Here is an 18584-nt window from a genome sequence, read left to right on the forward strand (position 1 = left end):
TGATCCCCTACCTAACTTCTATGCTTTTGCAAAATTTTCAGGTGGGGGTCTTACTGCCCGTTAATGCGGGGTAAAAGACGTGGTACCTTCTAATGTATATGCGATATTGCTAAATTTAGAAGCTTGTCCACGTCTTTTGTCATAAAGAGGGCTACTTGTGCATGTAATGATATCGTGAGTAGTTTTTGAATGGAGGGTGATGTCATTGGTGATCTCTAACATTCGAATCGGCTTATTTATTTTAGCAATCGTTTTTCTCGTTCTTGTGTTCTTTTACTGGAGAAACGAAGAGTTGTACGAGGAGAAAAAGCAACGTATTAGAAAGACTTGGTATGGGTTGTTTATAATATCAGTCACCGTGTATTTCATGATAAAAGGAATTGATTTAACCCTCTGGAAAAACCTTTTAATGTTCACTGCAATGGTTATTTTCGTTGATATCGCATTTATTTTAACACCTAATATTTCCGAAATATGGGGAGCGAAATTTAGCGATATTGGCAAGACTGTTCAATCGATAAAACGGTCTTTAATTGCTTCTAAAGCAAGAGGGGAAATATATACAACAATTATTCAAAATGTCAATCCAGCAATGTTCGGTACAATGGAATGGCATACGGAAGAAGAGTATACAAAGAGCTTAAACGCATTTTTAGATTCGTATGGAGAAAAGATTGGAGCGAAAATTGTTGTATTTGAAGCGGCAAAGGAATTAAATACAAACTTTCGTGGTATCCGTTCTCAATTTAGTATTATCGTTCCGTTAGAACACATTGAGCAACTGAATGAGCAGAAAGCGGTGCAAGTAGAAAATGTCGGAATAATACCAGCAAAAATGGTGAGTGATGTTTTCATTGTTATTGATGGGAAGAAAAATAACCTGCAAGATCGAGATTTTGAAAATGTATATAATTTAACAATACATCATAGTTATTTTAGTAAATAAGGACAGGATTTTCTTCTGTCCTTTTCACTTATACATAAAGGTAAAGCAAATTTAGACATACTTGTATAAAATCGGACAATCATTCCTACACTAGCACGTAGAGGTGATTGTAATGATAAAAGATTATGACAATGATTTTTTTAAAGAAGATAATGAAGATACAACAGATTTCTCGTTAATAAAAGGAGATACTTTGCAGCAAGTAGAAGAATTAGAAGAAGAATTAAAAAGAAAATGATACGTGTACACGCTGTCTACATTTGCGATATAATATAAATAGAAGGTTGTATCTTTTTGAAAAGGGGGAGAAGAGATGGCTGAAGTAAATGTACAAAAATCTTCATTCTTTAAAGAAAAAAAAGAAGAACCAAATACAGATTTCTCTCTTGTGAAAGGTGCATTGACTCAAAATGTAGATCGATTAGAAAAATTTATAGAGGCGACTCCATATAAGTATACAAAAGAGAATGCGTAAAAGCATTCTCTTTTGTATTACACTCTTTATGATTTGCTTATGTGCTATTTCTTTTTTTGTTTAAAAATGATTTTATACATATAATACCCAAGGGCTGCAAAAAGGAATCCAATAGCAGCACCAACTACTTCTTTCATAAACAATAAGTATAACGAAGCAATAAGTAGGGCAAATAAGATTAAAAGTAATACATACTTTGAAATGAATTCTAACCCTTTGTATACTAATAGTATTACACCTGAAAGAACAGTGAGGATAGGTAATATCCTATTTTCGAAAAAACCTTCCTTTTTTTTGCTAGAATGCTGTTGTTTATTCAATATAGATATACTCCCGTCTTAAAGGATTAATGTTTTACTAGTTTTGCTATTTCATTTTCGAAAAGATTTTTGGTTAAATAGGTTATATCAAAGGAATCATTTATTATATTTCGAGTTAATAGCCATTGGATGTTTGGTGATTCAATAACAAAGAATCCATTGTCAGAAATAACCTCATTCTTTTCTGTTAAATCCAGACGCATAATAGTGTAAATAGACTGCGTTGATTTTAAATCCTTTATAAAATTTTCAGCATATAAGGAATTAAATCCATTCTCTATTAATATTGTTTTCCCTTCTTGAATAGACAGAGGGAATAACTTTTCGATATTTTGTACGATATGATTTGGAAGAGTCCCTACAATGTTACTTCCTTTTTCCTCTTGCTGAAATACTAGCTGTAATAAATTTTTAGATTCTAAAAATAATCTATCGTCTGAAATTTCTTCGATTTTATGTGCAATCCCATCTAAACTCTGATATGTAACGTTTGAAGTGTTATCAATATAAATGTTAGCAGTAATCGTTGTTTCGTTTATAAAATCGACTTTTTGAAGTAATAATGAAAGTTGCGGGTTACACATAGTGTTGAATAATTTCTCTATACTCGGTTGTAATTGCATTTCTTTAGTTTGTTGATTAAAGTTTAATAATCCTCTAGTATATAGGGAATGCGCTGCAGTCAATAATATTTTTTCGACATCTGCTTTCTCTAGTTCATCATAAATAAGACTTAGTAATTCTTTTGCATAAGTTTGATTTTCTTTGGAATTCATTAGAAATGCTAATTCCTCTATAGAAACAATTTGTTTTTTATTCATAGCTCTTAAAAAGTCTAATTAGAGACTTTTTTTACCTCATTTCTTCAATTGATTTTTAATTTATTTTAAAAAATTAGTGAAGCTATCTGTAAAACTTGAAATACTCTCTTTAAACTTTTGACGAGGTACAAATTTATCTGCTAATTCATTGAATGCGGTTCCACCTACAGTAGAACCAATAATGCCACCTGCAATTGCACCAACAGCTGTACCAACTGGAGGGAAAATTAATGAGCCAGCTAATGCACCGGCTTCAGCACCCGCTACTCCACCAGCATAAGTTGAAGCTAAATTTCCAACTACCTTTCCTGTAGAATAAACTGTATCCATAGCAATATTAACACCAGCTTGAGAGCCATCATATTTTTTAAAATCACCTTGTATGGCGGATGTTAATGAATTTACTTCCCCTAATGCAGTAAGGGAAATGGAAGCTATACCAAAGGGTTTCATATTTTTTATAATATGCTTAGAAATATTAGATTCTTTAATACTATTTTTAGGAAGAGATTTATCTAATTTCCCTAATGATGCAGCGGTTTTTTCTAATGTTGAAAAGTCTTTTAAGGGAATTAATTTATTCCATATTTCTCCTGCCTTACCATTAACCCATTTACGAGTGACGATATCTACTAAATCATTTCTTTTTTTGTTAGGAATAACATTTAATACACCTGCCATTATACCTAATTTAACGGTGGGAGATAATGAGGTCACCAATCCCTTTTTGAGAGATTCAAGCAAACTCCCCTCATTTGTAGATAACTCAGCTCCTGTTTCACTATCTACTTTTCTGAATTTTTCGGCCGCTCTTTTTAGTTGAATTTCAATCTGTTGAAGGCAATGAATATATTTATTCATTACTTGGCTAGATTGTTGAAAATCATAATAAAACTTTTCTTTGGTAGAACCATACCAAATTGATTCAAGATATAAGATATCTTGTCGAAGGTTAGTAAATTGTAATTGTGCTTGCTCTTGAGCACTTTTAAACTTGTTAGCAGAAGCTTCTAATAATTCTGGAGTCACGATAATATTCAATATGGTTAACCTCCTTGTGTGAAAAATTATTTTAACCAAAAATATATTAGATTATAATTCCAATAAAATCTACTTTTTATAATATCAAATATTATTATTAAATAGTAGATTAATATTGGTAATTTTATGATAATTAACAAAAATAAAAAAGAGAGAATGCCAGGTAGGAGTTAAAGGTATATCAGATTTCTCGTTAATAAAAGGAGATACATTACAGCAAGTAGAAGAATTAGAAGAAGAATTAAAAAGAAAATGATACGTGTACACGCTGTCTACATTTGCGATATAATATAAATAGAAGATTGTATCTTTTTGAAAAGGGGGAGAAGAGATGGCTGAAATAAATGTACAAAAGTCTTCATTTTTTAAAGAAAAAAAAGAAGAACCAAATACAGATTTCTCTCTTGTGAAAGGTGCATTAACAGAAAATATAAATCGTTTAGAGAAATTAATGAATAATGGTACTTCAAAATATATGAGAGCAAAAAAAACGAAAGAAAATGCATAGTGCATTTTCTTTTGTTTTTTTATACGATTAAATATTTCACAAGTGGATCTTAAAGTATGAAATAGAAAGGGAAAGTAACGAATCATGGTATAATGATAAAAGACCTACATATTATTTTGTCATTTTGAGAGGAGCTTAAAAATGTATTCTACTTTAGAACAATTAACAAAGCACCCTGTATTTTATCATTTTGCAGAAATTTCAAAGATTCCTAGAGGATCGGGTAATGAAAAGGAAATTAGTGATTATTTAGTTGGCTTTGCAAAAGAGCGTAACTTAGAAGTGATTCAAGATGAAGCATTAAATGTCATTATTAAAAAAGAAGCAACTACTGGTTATGAAAATGTACCAGCTATAATCATTCAAGGTCATATGGATATGGTATGTGAAAAAAATCAAGCAACCTTACATGATTTTGAAAAAGATCCAATTGAATTACGCATCATTGGGGACATGTTATATGCAAATCAAACGACTTTAGGTGCTGATAATGGTATTGCAGTTGCGTATGCGATGGCTTTATTAGATTCAAAAGACATTTCGCATCCAGCACTTGAAGTAGTTATCACTACTGAAGAAGAAACAACAATGGGCGGGGCTTTCGCTGTTGATGCAAATCACTTTGATGGTAAGATTTTTATTAATATTGATTCTGAAGAAGATCATAAATTACTTGTAAGTAGCGCAGGTGGTGCGAAAGCTGTTGAAACAATTCCAGTAATATGGGATGAAGCGCCAGCGAATACAGGTGCATACCGTCTATATGTTGGTGGTTTAAAAGGCGGACATTCTGGTATGGAAATTGATAAACAACGTGGTAACGCGAATAAAGTATTAGGACGAGTATTACGCGATTTATCAGCAAATATTCAATTTGATATAAGTGAAGTTCACGGCGGATTAAAAACAAATGCAATTCCGCGTGAAAGTGTAGCTACAATTGTATTGCGTACAGAAGATGTAGAGAAAGTAGAAGAAAAACTAGTATCTTGGACTAGAGTATTACAAGAAGAAATGCGTGCTGTTGATCCAGATGTTCACGTTACAATTACAAAATTGGATGAGAAAGTAGAAAAAGTATTTGCTAAAGAGACACAAAAGCAACTTATTTCATCATTATTCTTAATTCCAAACGGCATTCAAAGTATGAGTTTGGACATTAAAGGTCTAGTTGAAAGTTCAACAAATTTAGGTGTTATTGAAACGTTGCAAGATGAAATTAAATTACGTAACGAAGTGAGAAGTTCTGTAAGTAGTTTAAAACAACATGTTGCAGATGAAATTAAATGTATTGCCGAATTAGTTGGTGCAACATTTGAAATAGAGTCAGAGTATCCAGAATGGCCATACAATCCTAATTCACAAATTCGTAATTTGTTTGAAAAAGTGCATCAAGAAAAATACAATAAAGAGATTGAAATCTTTGCAGTGCATGCAGGTATTGAATGTAGTGCATTCGTTCAAAAGATGCCTGAATTAGATGCAATTTCATTCGGTCCAGATATATTCAATGTTCACACTCCAGATGAACATATTAGTATTTCTTCTGTTGTGAATAACTGGGGGTTCTTCGTTGATGTAATGAAGGGTACGAAAGAATTAGCTAAATAATATGAATGAAATGAAAAGTAGCCTATAAAACTTTATAGGCTACTTTTTTGTATAGAGTTTTATTAGAAATTCATTTTTACGTTAGCATTTAATTTTTGCTTTTATTTCTAGCGGATATTGTACCAAAAGCTGCTCCGGATATTCCTCCGATTAAAGTCATAAAAATTGCACTCCATGCTGCAAATGACATCTTTACACCTCCACATAATAAATTATTGTTTCTTAGCCTTTTGAATAGAAATGCTAATTGCAACAACTATTAAGAAAATAAGTGGAGACCAAGAATAGAAAGACATGTAATATTCTCTTTTCAATATTAATTTTAAATATTTTTATAGATAAATTATCGCATTTTTAAAGATTGAACATATAGAATATGCAATATTTCATATTAGATTGTAGAGCTTAATAAGGTGAAAACAGTTGTTGAATAAAAAATATAATTTATAAAGAAAGTAAGGTTTTTTAAACCTTAAAAAGGGCAAACAATCAAAAAGCTCTTCTATCTTATATGAGATAGAAGAGCTTTTAAAATGATTTTTGTCTAATAAAAATAGTATCCAATATATATTTACTGGTGAGATAAACGTTAATTATTTTGAGATTTTAAAGCTACCCCCATAATAATAATTTTCTCCAAGTTTCATAACAGCTACATATGTTCCTGGAGTATAAACATTAGTAATAGGTGTTACAAATCTACCATAATTATGTTTTAGACCTGAGTCATAAATGGTTTTATATCTATGCAGGTTTATTTCGTCATTTTCATTTCCACTCAATTGATATATTTTTACAATACCAGTATCCTTACCACCAGTATATATAGTAACATCGAATGTATCTCCATGTTTTAAGTCACCAACTGCTAACTCTTCTATAAAATCTGCATTATGATGTAATAAAAAATAGCTTTGCCAACGCCAATTATCTGAAAATCGTGATTCTTTTTGTGTAAGTTGCGATTCAGCAGACACAGATGGGAGTGTACCAATTGTATTCGAAAATAAAAATCCTCCAACAGTCAATGCACCAATAATTGTTGATTGCCTTAAAAGTTTCATGTTCTAAACCTCCTATTTACTTAAGGATTCAGAAATCGTTTTTGTGAAAAACTAGCTGTGAAATCTAATGGATGATAATATCTTCTATAATCATATTAACATTTATTGATTTATCAGACAAATAAATAAATAATAAAACTATATCGAGGGAGTTAAAGCTAATATAAGAAAGAGGTTAGATGTATAGCTAAAAAATCTTTATTATATGTAATTGGGATTTGTTATTTGAAAACTCGATTGTTTTAATGCTGAAATTTCAATTCATACTTCAAGTTTCAGTACATAATTTTACAATTTGACTTATATAATTTATCACGATATGATTCCTTTATAATAAAAGAAAGGCTTGAAGACAATGATTCGTCGTTTGAGAAAGCTAAAAAATGTAGCAGTCGTAGTAAGCTTCTAAGTAAATAGCAAAATATATAATACTTAGAAGCGAGGAATAAAGTTATGAAGCATCCATTATTTAATCATTGGTCAGAAACAAAGTATTTAAAAGATATAGTAACACATTCACTCATTGAGGTAGGAGAGTACTCCTATTATTCAGGTTATTATGGTCATCAAAATTTTGAAGATGGCTGTGTAAGGTATTTGTGGGGGGATGCTAAGTCCCGAGCGCTGTTCAATCCAATTGAACAGATGGGATGGCATCTTGATAAACTCATTATTGGAAACTATGTTTGTATTGCGAGTGGAGTAGTCATTTTAATGGGTGGTAATCATAATCATCACTCAGAATGGATTACAGTATATCCATTCGCTGAGCAAATTGAACATTCATATGAACCGAAGGGCGATACAGTCATTAAAAGTGATGCTTGGATTGGAATGAATGCTATTATTATGCCTGGCGTTATAATCGGTGAAGGTGCAATCGTTGCAGCGGGATCTGTCGTAAGTAAAGATGTTCCGCCGTATACAATAGTTGGTGGAAATCCTGCTAAGGAAATAAAGAAACGATTCACTGATACAGAAATGAATATGCTAATGGAAATGCGTTGGTTTGATTGGGATAGAGAATTAGTTGAGAAGGCAATGCCTATATTATCTAGTTCATCTATTAAATTATTATATGATTTTTATAACAAGGAAGTAAAAAATAGATAAGTCTGTGAAAAAAAACTACATTCTATATAGGGTGTAGTTTTTTTATTATAAAAAATTAATAATCTAGACTAAGGAAAATTCATCTCTGGTATGAGTATAGTAAATAGCTGAATTAAATAATTAAATAATTGAATAACTAAAATCCTTGATAGGTAATAAACGAATGTTTAGCTGCCAGTCTGCCTCGATATTTAATCAGGAAACACTGGTTTTATTTTTTGTAAATATGGAACAAATGTATTACTTAGATTGTCTATTAAGTGTAATCCTAAAAAATATGAAAGTGCGAATCATTTTGAAAAATACAAAGGTGTTAAAAGTGTGGGTACTAAGTGTCAGTCTGTCTAAAAGAGCTGGATGAAATGTTCTATATGAAAGTGGTCCTAATGTCTTATATTTAGAATTTGATAACGCTGTCTATTTTTTGAAGGATTATGCTAGGATAACGCTATTTTGAGTACAAAGATATTGGAGGTAACAGAAGTGAAAGGTATGTTTTGCAAGAGATTTATTGCAATAGTAACAGTGCTTACACTATTTTGTAGCATAATTGTTACATCTGGAAGAGCGACAGCGGAAACAGTCCCTGTTTTAGATGTAGAAGCAGGATCAGCAATTTTAGTAGAAGCGAATTCCGGAAAAATTTTATATCAAAAAAATGCGGATGAATCACTAGCAATTGCTAGTATGACAAAAATGATGAGTGAATATTTAGTTCATGAAGCGGTGGATAAAGGAAAACTTAAATGGGATCAAAAAGTTAAAATCTCTGAATATGCACATAAGATTTCACAAGATCGCTCATTATCAAACGTTCCATTAGAAAATGGTGGTTCTTATACGGTCAAAGAGTTATATGAGGCAATGGCAATTTACTCTGCAAATGGTGCAACAATTGCTTTAGTTGAAGAAATTGCTGGAAAAGAAGCCGATTTCGTGAAAATGATGAATGATAAGTCAAAAGAGTTTGGAATGAAAAATTATAAATTTGTAAACTCTACAGGCTTAACAAACTATGATTTAAAAGGATATCACCCAGAAGGGACAACGCCAGACGAGAAAAATAAAATGTCCGCAAGAGATTGTGCGATTTTAGCACAACGTCTTATTCAATATTTTCCGAAAATGTTAGATACTGCAAAAATCCCTAAAAAAACATTCCAACAGGGTGGTAAGTATCCAATTGATATGACGAACTTTAACTGGATGTTAAAAGGTTTAATTAAGCAATACGAAGGTGTAGATGGGTTAAAAACAGGAACTACCCCAGAAGCTGGTGATTGTTTCACTGGTACAGTAGAAAGAAACGGTATGCGTCTAATATCTGTAGTGATAAAAGCAAACTCTCATGCAGCACGTTTTGATGAAACGAAGAAATTATATGATTACGGATTTGCAAATTTCGAAGTGAAGAAGGCCTATGGAAAAGACTCAGTAGTAAAAGGGTATGAAACAGTGCGAGTAGCAAATGCGAAAGACAAAGATGTAGTTGTTCAAACGAAGCAAGCTGTTTCACTTCCGATACCAAAGAACAACAAAGACGTATATAAAAAAGAATTTAAAGTATTGAATGAAGAACAAGAAGCACCTATTAAAAAAGGTGTAACAATAAGTAAAATGATTATCTCGCCTAAAGATAGTACAGATCCAGGGTTCTTATTAGGTAAATCATTACAAGTAGACCTTGTAACAAAATCTGATATAGAACAAGCAAATTGGTTTACACGTTTTATGCGTAACATCGGATCTTTTTTTTGCGGTATGTGGGATAGTGCGGTTGATATAGTAAAAAGCTAAATTTATAGGATAAAACTAAATATTAATCTGAAAAAAGAGTTTCGAAGTTTTATAAATTCTTATGTAGATAGTTTGGAATGGAAGATGGTATTAATTTTCAAATTGGATTCTTCGGAACTTTTCTTATTGTAATCAAACTAAGATAAATTTGTATCTATAAAAACAAAAAACGCTATTCTTTTTGTAGAAATATACAGAAAGGATGGCGTTTATTATGTATTTTTTGATTCAATGCATTCTAGTACAAAGTTAGTTTAATAAAGTTACATGAAGAAAAAACATCCATTTTTTCATCAAATGACAATAAAAAATGAATATCCGTTACTTATTTCTGTAAAAAGATTTTATAAAAATTTAATAAAATCTTTTCTTTGTATTAAATATTTTGTTTTAAATTATTTATATAAGGAAATGGAGACCAGAAAACAGATGCATAGATTGACTTTGAACTGCTTATATCTGGGATCTAGATAGACATTATGTACAATTCTCCCACTACACTAGTATAGTGGCCTTTATGAACAGCAAAATCTACAATTTACAAGGAGAACATTTTATGAGTAAGAGAATAAAAGAATTAGATTCTATACGAGGGTTAGCGGCACTTACTGTGGTATTTGGACATTTTTGTTTAATGCTACCATCGTTGCCTAATTCTATTAAATTTTCCCCGCTTAGGTTTTTATGGGCGGGCGGGGAAGCTGTTATCGTTTTTTATGTACTAAGTGGTTTTGTGTTATCTATGGCACTTTATCATTCAAAAACAAATTATTGGGGATATTTAATTAAGAGATTTGTAAGAATCTATATTCCTTATTATTTTTGGATAATCGTTACCTTTGTTTTATTTATTTTATTTTCGTCGTATGAAGTGGTAGGACTACGGGATTGGTTCTATGATAGGTGGCAAGGGTCTATAACAAAATTAGATATTCTAAACCACTTTGTGCTTCTTAATAACTTTTTTACGGAAAATTATAATCCAGTTATTTGGTCATTGGCTCAAGAAATGCGTATATCTATTGTGTTTCCTTTATTATTCCTTCTTTTTTATAAACTGAATTGGAAGAAAACGATACTATTTGCTTTGAGCTTTTCTTTCATTAGTGTTTTTCTTAATATGTTGCATATTGGGAAAGCTGAAGGATTTTATAATGGTTATGCTGATACACTGCATTTTACATCTATGTTTATGGTTGGAATGTTACTTTTTAAGTATCAGGAAAAACTTATTTACTCATATAGGAATATGAAAAAATTTAAAAAAGGATTTCTTATTGCTTTAGGGATTATTTTATATTTATATTCCATTTTAATTTATGGTTTTTCCCGTAATGATACTACTTTCTTATTAAAAGATTGGGGTGTCGTAATGGGGGTTAGTATATTTATTATAATGGCTATGAGTAATCTAAAAGTAAAAGCATTTTTAAATAAGAGTGTATTTGTATATTTAGGAGAAATTTCATACAGTATCTATTTGTGTCATTTTCCAATCATGATGGTACTATTTAAACTTTTGTATACAAAGATACCTATCTTTTTCCTTCTTACTTTGTGCATTGCAATGACACTACTTTTTTCTATAATTTCGTATCATTTAATCGAAAAGAAATGTATTAACTGGGCAAAACAAAGAACAACCAATTTTTGAAAAAAGTATAATTCCTAGAGAGATTTTATTTCATTAGTAAATATACGAATATGACCGATTCCTAAGTATACTTAGGAATCGGTCAATTTTGGATTCTAAATGTAAATAAAATAAAGTGGAATATAATTGAAATCGAAAACTACTTAGAAATAACAATTACGGTGTGAGCTATTGTATAGTATAGATATGGTTAATAATAAAGGGGGACTACATATGTGGAAGCGATTTGTATCGATTGGTGATAGTTTTACAGAGGGCATAGGGGATGAAGTTGAGGGAATAGCATTAAAAAGCTGGGTAGATCATTTTGCTCAACTTTGTGTAAACGGTATAGAATATGCTAATTTTGCAAAGCGTGGGTTAGTAACTAAAGAAATACGCTCACAGCAACTGGAAAAGGCATTAACGTTTAATCCAGATTTGGTTAGTCTAATTGCAGGTGCAAACGATGTTTTAAAAGGACGTTGGAATCATCAAGAATATAAGAACGAAATGGAATTTATGATAGATACATTAAGTAAAACAGATGCGGATATTATTATAGCAAATCTTCCAGATTTTACAGTTCGGCTTCCTTTTTCTTCTGAAAAAAAACAAATGTTAAAAGAACAATTATTAGAGGCAAATGAAGTTATACTTTCACTGAGTAGTGAGTATAAGCTTCATTATGTTGACTTTTGGAAACATCCATTAGTTAATGATAATTCACTTTGGTCTACGGATTTAATTCATCCAAACTCAAAAGGATATGTAAAAGTTGCTGAATTAATTCATAGTAGTTTACCTGTACATGACTCTTCTAAATAAGCTTTAGAGTGAACGGATCCCCAGTCGCATACAGAACAGGGGTTTTGATGCGAAATAGAAGATATACAGCGTCTATAAATTAAACTTTAAGTAATTCTTTTTTATTGTATACACTTTGTTATTTTTTGTTGAAGAACCCTTAAAATAAGGGTTCTTTTTCGTGTTAAATATTTACAAAAAGGATAAGAGCAGGGAACCTAAGTAAAAAGATATTTTAAATAATAGTATTAAATAGATTCGCTTGTTTTGTTTGTAACAATCTTAAAATCTTCCGCTTCGAATACAGGTTAATCATAAATTAATTTTTTTATAAATGTGGAACAATTTCATTACTTACACTGTCTATTAAGCGTTACAACATTTTTTATTTAATAGATCAAGAAAGGAATAAACATTTTTAACTAAGGGAGAAGATTGAATTGAAAAAATTATGGATGCTGCTTTTCTTTTGTTTTGCAGTTATATTGGTAGGATGTAATAAAAACGAATCGCCAAAACAAGCATTTGAAGAATATATAAATTTATGGAATGATAGAGAATTTGCAAATATGTATGATCATTTATCAGAACATGCCCAAAAAACGATTTCTAAAAAGGAATTCACAGAGAAATATCAAAAAATTTATGAAGGTATTGGCGTTAAGAATTTAAAAGTTAAAACGAAAGGAGAGAATGCTAAAGATAAAGAACTTTTTCTTTTTGAAGTTAAGATGGATACGGATGGAGGAAAAGTTTCATTTATCCATGAAGCAAAACTTGTGAAAGATAAAGATGTTTGGAAAATAGATTGGACACCAGATTTCATTTTTCCAGGTATGAAAAAAGATTACAAAGTACGTATGCAAATAGAACAAGGAAAACGTGGAGAAATATATGATCGAAATGGGAAAGGTCTTGCAACGAATGGTAAAGCGACTGAGGTTGGAATTATTCCAGAGAAACTAGGCGAAATGGCGGCTCAAACAAAAGAAACAGTAGCACAATTACTTGATATGTCTATAGAAGAGGTCGATCAGAAGCTTACAGCGAAATGGATAAAACCAGACTCCTTTGTACCAATTGGTATTTTAAAAGAGGGAACTAGACAGAATGATTATATTGAATTAGAAGGAGTTTCATCTCGCCCAGTAAATATTCGGACGTATTCATTAGGAGAAGCGGCGGCACACTTAACTGGTTATATAGGAAAGGTGAATGCAGAGGAGTTAAAATCGCTTCAAAAAAAAGGTTATCAAGCTGATGATTTAATAGGTAAGACAGGTTTAGAGAAAGTATTAGAGAATAAATTGCGTGGCGAAAAAGGTGGACGCGTATTTATAGAAGATGAGAGTGGGAAAGAGATTAAAAACGTAGCAAAAAAAGAAGCGAAAGCAGGGGAAAATGTTACGTTAACAATTGATGCTGCAATTCAAGAAAAAATCTTTAATGAGATGAAAAATGAAGCAGGATCTAGTGCAGCGGTCAATCCTAAAACGGGTGAAACTATTGCACTTGTCAGTAGCCCTGCTTATAATCCAAATACAATAGTTAGAGGAGCATCAAAAGCCCAACGAGAAGCATGGAATAACGACTCGAAACTACCAATGATGAATCGTTTCACACAAGCATTTGTACCAGGTTCCGTATTTAAAACGATTACTGGTGCAATTGGCTTGGAAACAAACACTATAAACCCTAAGGAAGAATTTAAAATTCAAGGATTAAAGTGGACAAAAGATTCATCTTGGGGAAATTATTATGTAACACGTGTGAAGGAAGCTAGTCCAATTGATTTTGATAAGGCAATGAAATACTCTGATAATATTTATTTTGCTCAACAAGCTTTGAAAATGGGAAAAGATCAGTATGTAAATGAATTTAAGAAATACGGATTTCATGAAAAATTACCAATCGAATACGAATTTCCTATTTCAATCATTGCAAGAGATGGGATAAAAAATGATATTCAACTAGCAGACACGGGATATGGACAAGGACAAGTATTAATGACACCACTTCATTTAGCATTAACATATGCACCGATTGTGAATGAAGGGAATATTCCGTCGCCTCATCTTTTAAAAGAAGCAAAAGTAGCGGGGAATTGGAAAGAAAATGTGGTTTCTAAAAAGAATCGAGAGATATTAAAGAGCGCATTAATAAAAGTCATTAATGACCCTGATGGCGCGGGGAGAAATGCTAAGGTTGATGGTATAACTCTTGCTGGTAAAACCGGTACAGCAGAACTGAAGGAGTCGAAAGAAGCAGACGGAAAAGAACTTGGATGGTTTGCAGCTTTTGATGCAAATGCGCCCGATATGATTGTTACCATGATGATCGAAGATGTAAAAGGAAGAGGGGGGAGTAACGTTCCAGGCGAAAAAGTAAAACATGTTTTTCAGAAATAATAAGTAACTATAAGGTGAAATCTTTTACTACATTCATTGTTTGCTTAACACGAAGGTATAAAGTGAGCAATACAAAGAACAATTAAGTTTCGAAAAAGCATTCTTCTTAATCGAGAATGCTTTTTTGTTGTGGGTGTAGAAAGTTGATACCTCATCTTAATTTTCATTTTTGAAAGGGTGACATTGCTGATATTAAATAGAAGAGTGAAACAAATTAAAATGGACAAGTTTTAAACTAAAAAAATAAGTTATTTAGTAAAACATAAATAGAGCATACAAATAAGTATGCTCTAAGAAAAATAGGTGATACAAGTAGAGTGTTGCGTGAAATTCACAAATAATAATCAGATTTTTACGAGTGTATTTTTAACATTGTATGCTTTACTTCTTTTTAGGAGCCTGTCATGTAAGAGAATGTATTGGTGATTATTTTATGAAAGTAATTGCACACCTTTACATTCTCAGGAGGATTTTTTTAACAAAAAAAGATAAACAATGGAACAAATGAAACTTGTATCTTGTCTATATATTGAAACCATAATAAAAGCGAGGGTAGTTTTATGTTTATTCAAATAAGTTCGAGGTGTGGAAATGGAGCAGAAGTTTATTGAAAAATGTAATCATGATGAGCTTGACTATGTTATAAAAGATTATTGGCAAGATGTATGGAATTATTCATTTATTATTACGAAAGATCCACACTTATCAGATGATATCACGCAAGATGTATTTATAAAGGTATTTAAAAATTGGAATTCATTTCGAAAGGAGTCATCTATTAAAACGTGGATATTAAAAATTACAAGAAATACGGCAATAAACTATTTGAAATCCTCCTATTTTAAAAGGATATCTTTAGTAGGATTTTTTAGTGATGATAAGCAATCTCCATCGGCAGAAAAAGAATTTTTTAATCAAGAGGAAATGAATGAAGTGTGGGATGTTGTATTAAAACTACCTAAAAAACACCGTGAAATAATAATTTTAGACGCGAAATATGAATTATCTTATGAAGAAATGGCCGAAACACTAGGAGTATCCATTGGAACTGTAAAATCTAGATTAAGCAGAGCGAGAAGTAAGGTTTCAAAATTAATAGGGGAGGGTAGTAGTGATGAACAATAAACAAAATCCTGACTCGTATAAACAATTAAAAAAAGGCCCAATGGAGAATCGTAAAGATGAAGAAGAGTTTATTTTTAAAATAAAGCAGTCTATATATGAAAATAATGAATCGGATCTTGTAAAACATAAAAGACCCTTTCGAAAAAAAGCACTGCCTATTGTAGTTGTTTTGGTTTGTACAATGTTATTTGTTATCGTTCAACAACCTTGGCTAGATGATAATAAATCACCGGTACAAAGTAGCACTCAAATTAAGCCTAAAACTAAAGATGAGTCTGCTCAAGATCCAACATTAAAACAATTTATGAATGAATTATATCAAAGTACAAATTCAAAAAATGAAAATGACTTGTATAGAGCGTTAAATGATGAAGTTCTATTTAAAGGGAAGAGTTATAAGAAGGATGAATTGAAATTTGATGAAGATATTTTTCATGAGTTGCAAGTTGCTCTTACAATGGGGGGAGAGTTTACAAATGATACAAAGCAATCATACAAAGTACCAAGTGGATTGACAGAAAGTAACCAGCCAAAGCAAGCACATTTTATATATGCAACGGTTACTGGAAATAAAACGAAAATTTTAGCTGAACCAAAGCGAGAATCACAAGTATTATATGAAGTATCTAATGAAATGGTAAAAGCTTGGATTCCAGAAAAAGTGCAGAATGATGGATATATAAAAATATCGACAATTAACGGTAATACTGGATATGTACAAAAAGAGTATGTTTTAACTGACATTAAATATTCATTTATGTTCGAAAAGAATAATGAAGGCAAATGGAAAATAATAAATATAGATTCTATATGGTAAAAGAGGAAGGTTCACTTTAATGAACCTTCCTCTTTGTTTTTATTCTCTTTTTGAAGAGTATTCCAGGACTCTAAAATTTCTGATGTAACGAGAGCAGCAATGTTTTTTTCTGAATTACTACCAGGAATAACGACAGAAATGGCAATTTGTGGATCTTCGGTAGGAGCATATGCAATGAAAAGAGAATGGTTTATCATTCTTTCTTGCTCATTCGGAGCACCTGTTATGCCTGTTTTACCTGCGACATGGAAGGGCAAGTTTTTAATTTCCTCTATATTTTGGCTCATCCCACCTTGCACGACACTCCAAAATTTCATAGGGTAACGATTTGAACTTTCTAAAATTGGTTTAAACTTTTTTGTTTCCTTACCATTTTGATCAATAATAGCACTTACGATTTGAGGTTTATATTTATCACCTTTACTTGCTAAAGTTGCTGCATATTGAGCAAGTTGAAGAGGAGTGTGTACTTCATTTCCTCCCCAAGAGGCATTTAATAAGGCGGAGATACCATTTTCAAACTTGTTTGTTGGATGAAATTCATATTGTCCGTCTTCTTCAAAGGGTAAATCAATCCCAGTTTTAGAACGAAGGCCGAATTGCTTTAAATACTCTGTCCATATATGTGCAACTTTTTCTATATTCCCATTATTTTGGTTGAATAAGGGTAGAGCTACTTTTGCTGTCATAAATGTGTTAGATGAATTAATAATAGCCTGCCTCGGTGTAATCTCACCTGTTGGCGTTCCAGGTGCATTCGTAATGTTATTTTGATTATCATATTGAAAAGTACCTTTATCTAAATAAGTATCTTCAGGTTGAAAAAGCTTTTCGTTTAATCCAATTAAAATAGTAAGTGGCTTTATAGTTGAGGCCATATTTACATAAGATTCACCATACTTTAATTTTTGAATTGCTTTATTTTGCGAAAGTGATTTGATGTTTTCTTTTTTAGATGATACTTGTTCATATAATGTATTTGGATCAAACACTGCTGAGTTGGCCATAGTTAAAATTGCGCCAGTTTTCACATCGGTTACCACAACATAACCAGTATTAACATCAGTTATTTTCTTGATTTGAGATCTTAATGATTCCTCTGTTTTTTGCTGCAACTTAGAGTCTAAAGCTAGCCGGATATCTTTTCCTTTTTGTACTTTTTGAATGTTCCATAAGAACTTTTTATTATTCATTTTAAAAATAAGATTTTTACCCGGTTTTCCTTTTAAATCATTTTCATATTGCAGCTCAACCCCACTTTTTCCAACAGGTATATGCTCTGAATTAAGGTCTTTTTCTACATAACCAATTACTTGTGAACCAATTTCATGCCTGGGATAATACCGGATTACTTCATCTTTAATTATTACATTATTGGATTTGTTCTTATTTATGAATGTAAGTTCACTCTCATTTATGTCAGAGTATAACGGTATATCATTCATAGTTTGCTTTTTACAAGATTGTTGTAAGTGTAATTTTATGTCTTTTGCAGAAATGTCATGTTGAAACTCGCTTGAAAATTGATTGAAAAAAGCTAATGTGTTTGATGTATCTTGTTTCGATAGCTTTTCATCATTAAAAGTGCAATATAAAGACTTAACTTTCTTATTTGTAGCTAGTATTACACCATTTTGATCAAGTATTTGTCCTCTTTCGGCTGAAGAAGTTTCGATAGTAATTGAAATGAAATTACTGTTAAACAAAATTATTAAAATCACACTCACAATAGAAAAAACCGCTATATATATCCATTTTTTTATTTTTATATGTAACATAAAACCCTCCCTTTATAGCCTATTCCATATTATAGTTAATTATTTTTTTTGTAAATGTGGAACAACTTTATTATTTAGATTGTCTATTAAGTATTACAGCATGAAGAAAGGAACAATTAGTATGAAAATTTACTAGCAAGTCTATGTGTAAGTTTAATATGAGACATTATACAGTTTAGCATTTCTAATGCGAGCGACAAATAATAGAGAGAAAACAGGAAGGGAGAGTTATGAATTACGTGGCAAAGCGAAAAGGATAGGATGTTTACAAGGATTTAGTAAAAAAGTTGCAACGATATTTATAACCGGTCATCAGTATG

The 18584-nt window shown here is 31.3% G+C and carries 17 protein-coding genes; 12 read left to right on the forward strand and 5 right to left on the reverse strand.

The features are described 5' to 3' along the window. Positions 1–208: 208 nt before the first annotated feature. From K5S59_RS17080 to K5S59_RS17090, 3 genes are all read left to right on the forward strand, one after another. Positions 209–946, forward strand: coding sequence for a type II toxin-antitoxin system SpoIISA family toxin (locus K5S59_RS17080; protein ID WP_002071740.1), 738 nt, complete (start codon positions 209–211; stop codon positions 944–946). A 112-nt stretch (positions 947–1058) separates the two neighbouring features. After that, positions 1059–1184, forward strand: coding sequence for a hypothetical protein (locus K5S59_RS17085; protein ID WP_000588712.1), 126 nt, complete (start codon positions 1059–1061; stop codon positions 1182–1184). A 75-nt stretch (positions 1185–1259) separates the two neighbouring features. Next, positions 1260–1421, forward strand: coding sequence for a hypothetical protein (locus tag K5S59_RS17090; protein WP_000852624.1), 162 nt, complete (start codon positions 1260–1262; stop codon positions 1419–1421). A 44-nt stretch (positions 1422–1465) separates the two neighbouring features. Here the strand turns inward: K5S59_RS17090 and K5S59_RS17095 are convergent, their stop codons facing one another. From K5S59_RS17095 to K5S59_RS17105, 3 genes are read right to left on the reverse strand one after another with little or no spacing between them, the layout of a single operon-like run. Beyond that, the gene (locus K5S59_RS17095) at positions 1466–1741 is read right to left on the reverse strand and encodes a hypothetical protein (RefSeq protein ID WP_001041557.1); all 276 of its coding nucleotides are present in this window, start codon (positions 1739–1741) and stop codon (positions 1466–1468) included. Positions 1742–1767: 26 nt separating this feature from the next. Next, complete coding sequence (locus K5S59_RS17100; protein ID WP_162937119.1) at positions 1768–2562, reverse strand: hypothetical protein; 795 nt, start codon at positions 2560–2562, stop codon at positions 1768–1770. A 60-nt stretch (positions 2563–2622) separates the two neighbouring features. Then, on the reverse strand, positions 2623–3603 hold the full coding sequence (locus K5S59_RS17105; RefSeq protein ID WP_098258776.1) for a WXG100 family type VII secretion target: 981 nt from the start codon (positions 3601–3603) through the stop codon (positions 2623–2625). Positions 3604–3934: 331 nt separating this feature from the next. Here K5S59_RS17105 and spoIISB point away from each other — a divergent pair, with 331 nt between their 5' ends. Together spoIISB and pepD are read left to right on the forward strand one after the other, a co-directional pair. After that, positions 3935–4111 carry a stage II sporulation protein SB gene (gene spoIISB, locus K5S59_RS17110; protein WP_088080047.1) on the forward strand — a complete coding sequence of 59 codons (177 nt, stop codon included), beginning with the start codon at positions 3935–3937 and terminating at the stop codon, positions 4109–4111. A gap of 141 nt (positions 4112–4252) precedes the next feature. Continuing rightward, on the forward strand, positions 4253–5722 hold the full coding sequence (pepD, locus tag K5S59_RS17115; RefSeq protein WP_120450173.1) for a beta-Ala-His dipeptidase: 1470 nt from the start codon (positions 4253–4255) through the stop codon (positions 5720–5722). Between the two features lie 593 nt (positions 5723–6315). On the opposite strand, the gene K5S59_RS17120 is transcribed toward pepD, so the two are convergent. Beyond that, complete coding sequence (locus tag K5S59_RS17120) at positions 6316–6786, reverse strand: DUF5065 family protein (RefSeq protein ID WP_000771845.1); 471 nt, start codon at positions 6784–6786, stop codon at positions 6316–6318. A 453-nt stretch (positions 6787–7239) separates the two neighbouring features. Here K5S59_RS17120 and K5S59_RS17125 point away from each other — a divergent pair, with 453 nt between their 5' ends. The 7 genes from K5S59_RS17125 (at position 7240) to K5S59_RS17155 (ending at position 16486) form a co-directional block, all read left to right on the forward strand. After that, the gene (locus K5S59_RS17125) at positions 7240–7899 is read left to right on the forward strand and encodes a CatB-related O-acetyltransferase (protein ID WP_120450175.1); all 660 of its coding nucleotides are present in this window, start codon (positions 7240–7242) and stop codon (positions 7897–7899) included. Between the two features lie 483 nt (positions 7900–8382). Beyond that, a complete protein-coding gene (locus tag K5S59_RS17130) occupies positions 8383–9696 on the forward strand; it encodes a D-alanyl-D-alanine carboxypeptidase family protein (protein ID WP_269154531.1) in 1314 nt (437 codons plus the stop codon). A 517-nt stretch (positions 9697–10213) separates the two neighbouring features. Next, on the forward strand, positions 10214–11350 hold the full coding sequence (locus tag K5S59_RS17135) for an acyltransferase family protein (protein ID WP_002071764.1): 1137 nt from the start codon (positions 10214–10216) through the stop codon (positions 11348–11350). A gap of 186 nt (positions 11351–11536) precedes the next feature. Continuing rightward, a complete protein-coding gene (locus K5S59_RS17140; RefSeq protein WP_002071763.1) occupies positions 11537–12157 on the forward strand; it encodes an SGNH/GDSL hydrolase family protein in 621 nt (206 codons plus the stop codon). A 419-nt stretch (positions 12158–12576) separates the two neighbouring features. Beyond that, entirely contained in the window at positions 12577–14544 is a 1968-nt protein-coding gene (locus K5S59_RS17145; protein WP_000737740.1) for a penicillin-binding transpeptidase domain-containing protein, read from the forward strand. 591 nt (positions 14545–15135) lie between these two features. Beyond that, a complete protein-coding gene (locus K5S59_RS17150; protein WP_000435494.1) occupies positions 15136–15669 on the forward strand; it encodes an RNA polymerase sigma factor in 534 nt (177 codons plus the stop codon). Then, a complete protein-coding gene (locus K5S59_RS17155) occupies positions 15659–16486 on the forward strand; it encodes an SH3 domain-containing protein (protein ID WP_220784070.1) in 828 nt (275 codons plus the stop codon). The genes K5S59_RS17150 and K5S59_RS17155 overlap by 11 nt, the downstream gene beginning before the upstream one ends. A gap of 11 nt (positions 16487–16497) precedes the next feature. On the opposite strand, the gene K5S59_RS17160 is transcribed toward K5S59_RS17155, so the two are convergent. Next, the gene (locus K5S59_RS17160; protein ID WP_120450177.1) at positions 16498–18264 is read right to left on the reverse strand and encodes a peptidoglycan D,D-transpeptidase FtsI family protein; all 1767 of its coding nucleotides are present in this window, start codon (positions 18262–18264) and stop codon (positions 16498–16500) included. Positions 18265–18584: the final 320 nt, after the last annotated feature.

The sequence above is a fragment of the Bacillus sp. BML-BC051 genome (assembly GCF_019656175.1).
In the GTDB taxonomy this organism is placed as follows: Bacteria; Bacillota; Bacilli; order Bacillales; family Bacillaceae_G; genus Bacillus_A; species Bacillus_A mobilis.

What these genes read in the sequence shown, in the direction of transcription:
- pepD (WP_120450173.1), top strand. Translation starts at nt 4,253, where the DNA reads ATGTATTCTACTTTAGAACAATTAACAAAGCACCCTGTATTTTATCAT.
- K5S59_RS17135 (WP_002071764.1), top strand. Translation starts at nt 10,214, where the DNA reads ATGAACAGCAAAATCTACAATTTACAAGGAGAACATTTTATGAGTAAG.
- K5S59_RS17160 (WP_120450177.1), bottom strand. Translation starts at nt 18,264, where the DNA reads ATGTTACATATAAAAATAAAAAAATGGATATATATAGCGGTTTTTTCT.
- K5S59_RS17100 (WP_162937119.1), bottom strand. Translation starts at nt 2,562, where the DNA reads ATGAATAAAAAACAAATTGTTTCTATAGAGGAATTAGCATTTCTAATG.
- spoIISB (WP_088080047.1), top strand. Translation starts at nt 3,935, where the DNA reads ATGGCTGAAATAAATGTACAAAAGTCTTCATTTTTTAAAGAAAAAAAA.
- K5S59_RS17125 (WP_120450175.1), top strand. Translation starts at nt 7,240, where the DNA reads ATGAAGCATCCATTATTTAATCATTGGTCAGAAACAAAGTATTTAAAA.
- K5S59_RS17120 (WP_000771845.1), bottom strand. Translation starts at nt 6,786, where the DNA reads ATGAAACTTTTAAGGCAATCAACAATTATTGGTGCATTGACTGTTGGA.
- K5S59_RS17085 (WP_000588712.1), top strand. Translation starts at nt 1,059, where the DNA reads ATGATAAAAGATTATGACAATGATTTTTTTAAAGAAGATAATGAAGAT.
- K5S59_RS17090 (WP_000852624.1), top strand. Translation starts at nt 1,260, where the DNA reads ATGGCTGAAGTAAATGTACAAAAATCTTCATTCTTTAAAGAAAAAAAA.
- K5S59_RS17155 (WP_220784070.1), top strand. Translation starts at nt 15,659, where the DNA reads ATGAACAATAAACAAAATCCTGACTCGTATAAACAATTAAAAAAAGGC.
- K5S59_RS17140 (WP_002071763.1), top strand. Translation starts at nt 11,537, where the DNA reads ATGGTTAATAATAAAGGGGGACTACATATGTGGAAGCGATTTGTATCG.
- K5S59_RS17150 (WP_000435494.1), top strand. Translation starts at nt 15,136, where the DNA reads ATGGAGCAGAAGTTTATTGAAAAATGTAATCATGATGAGCTTGACTAT.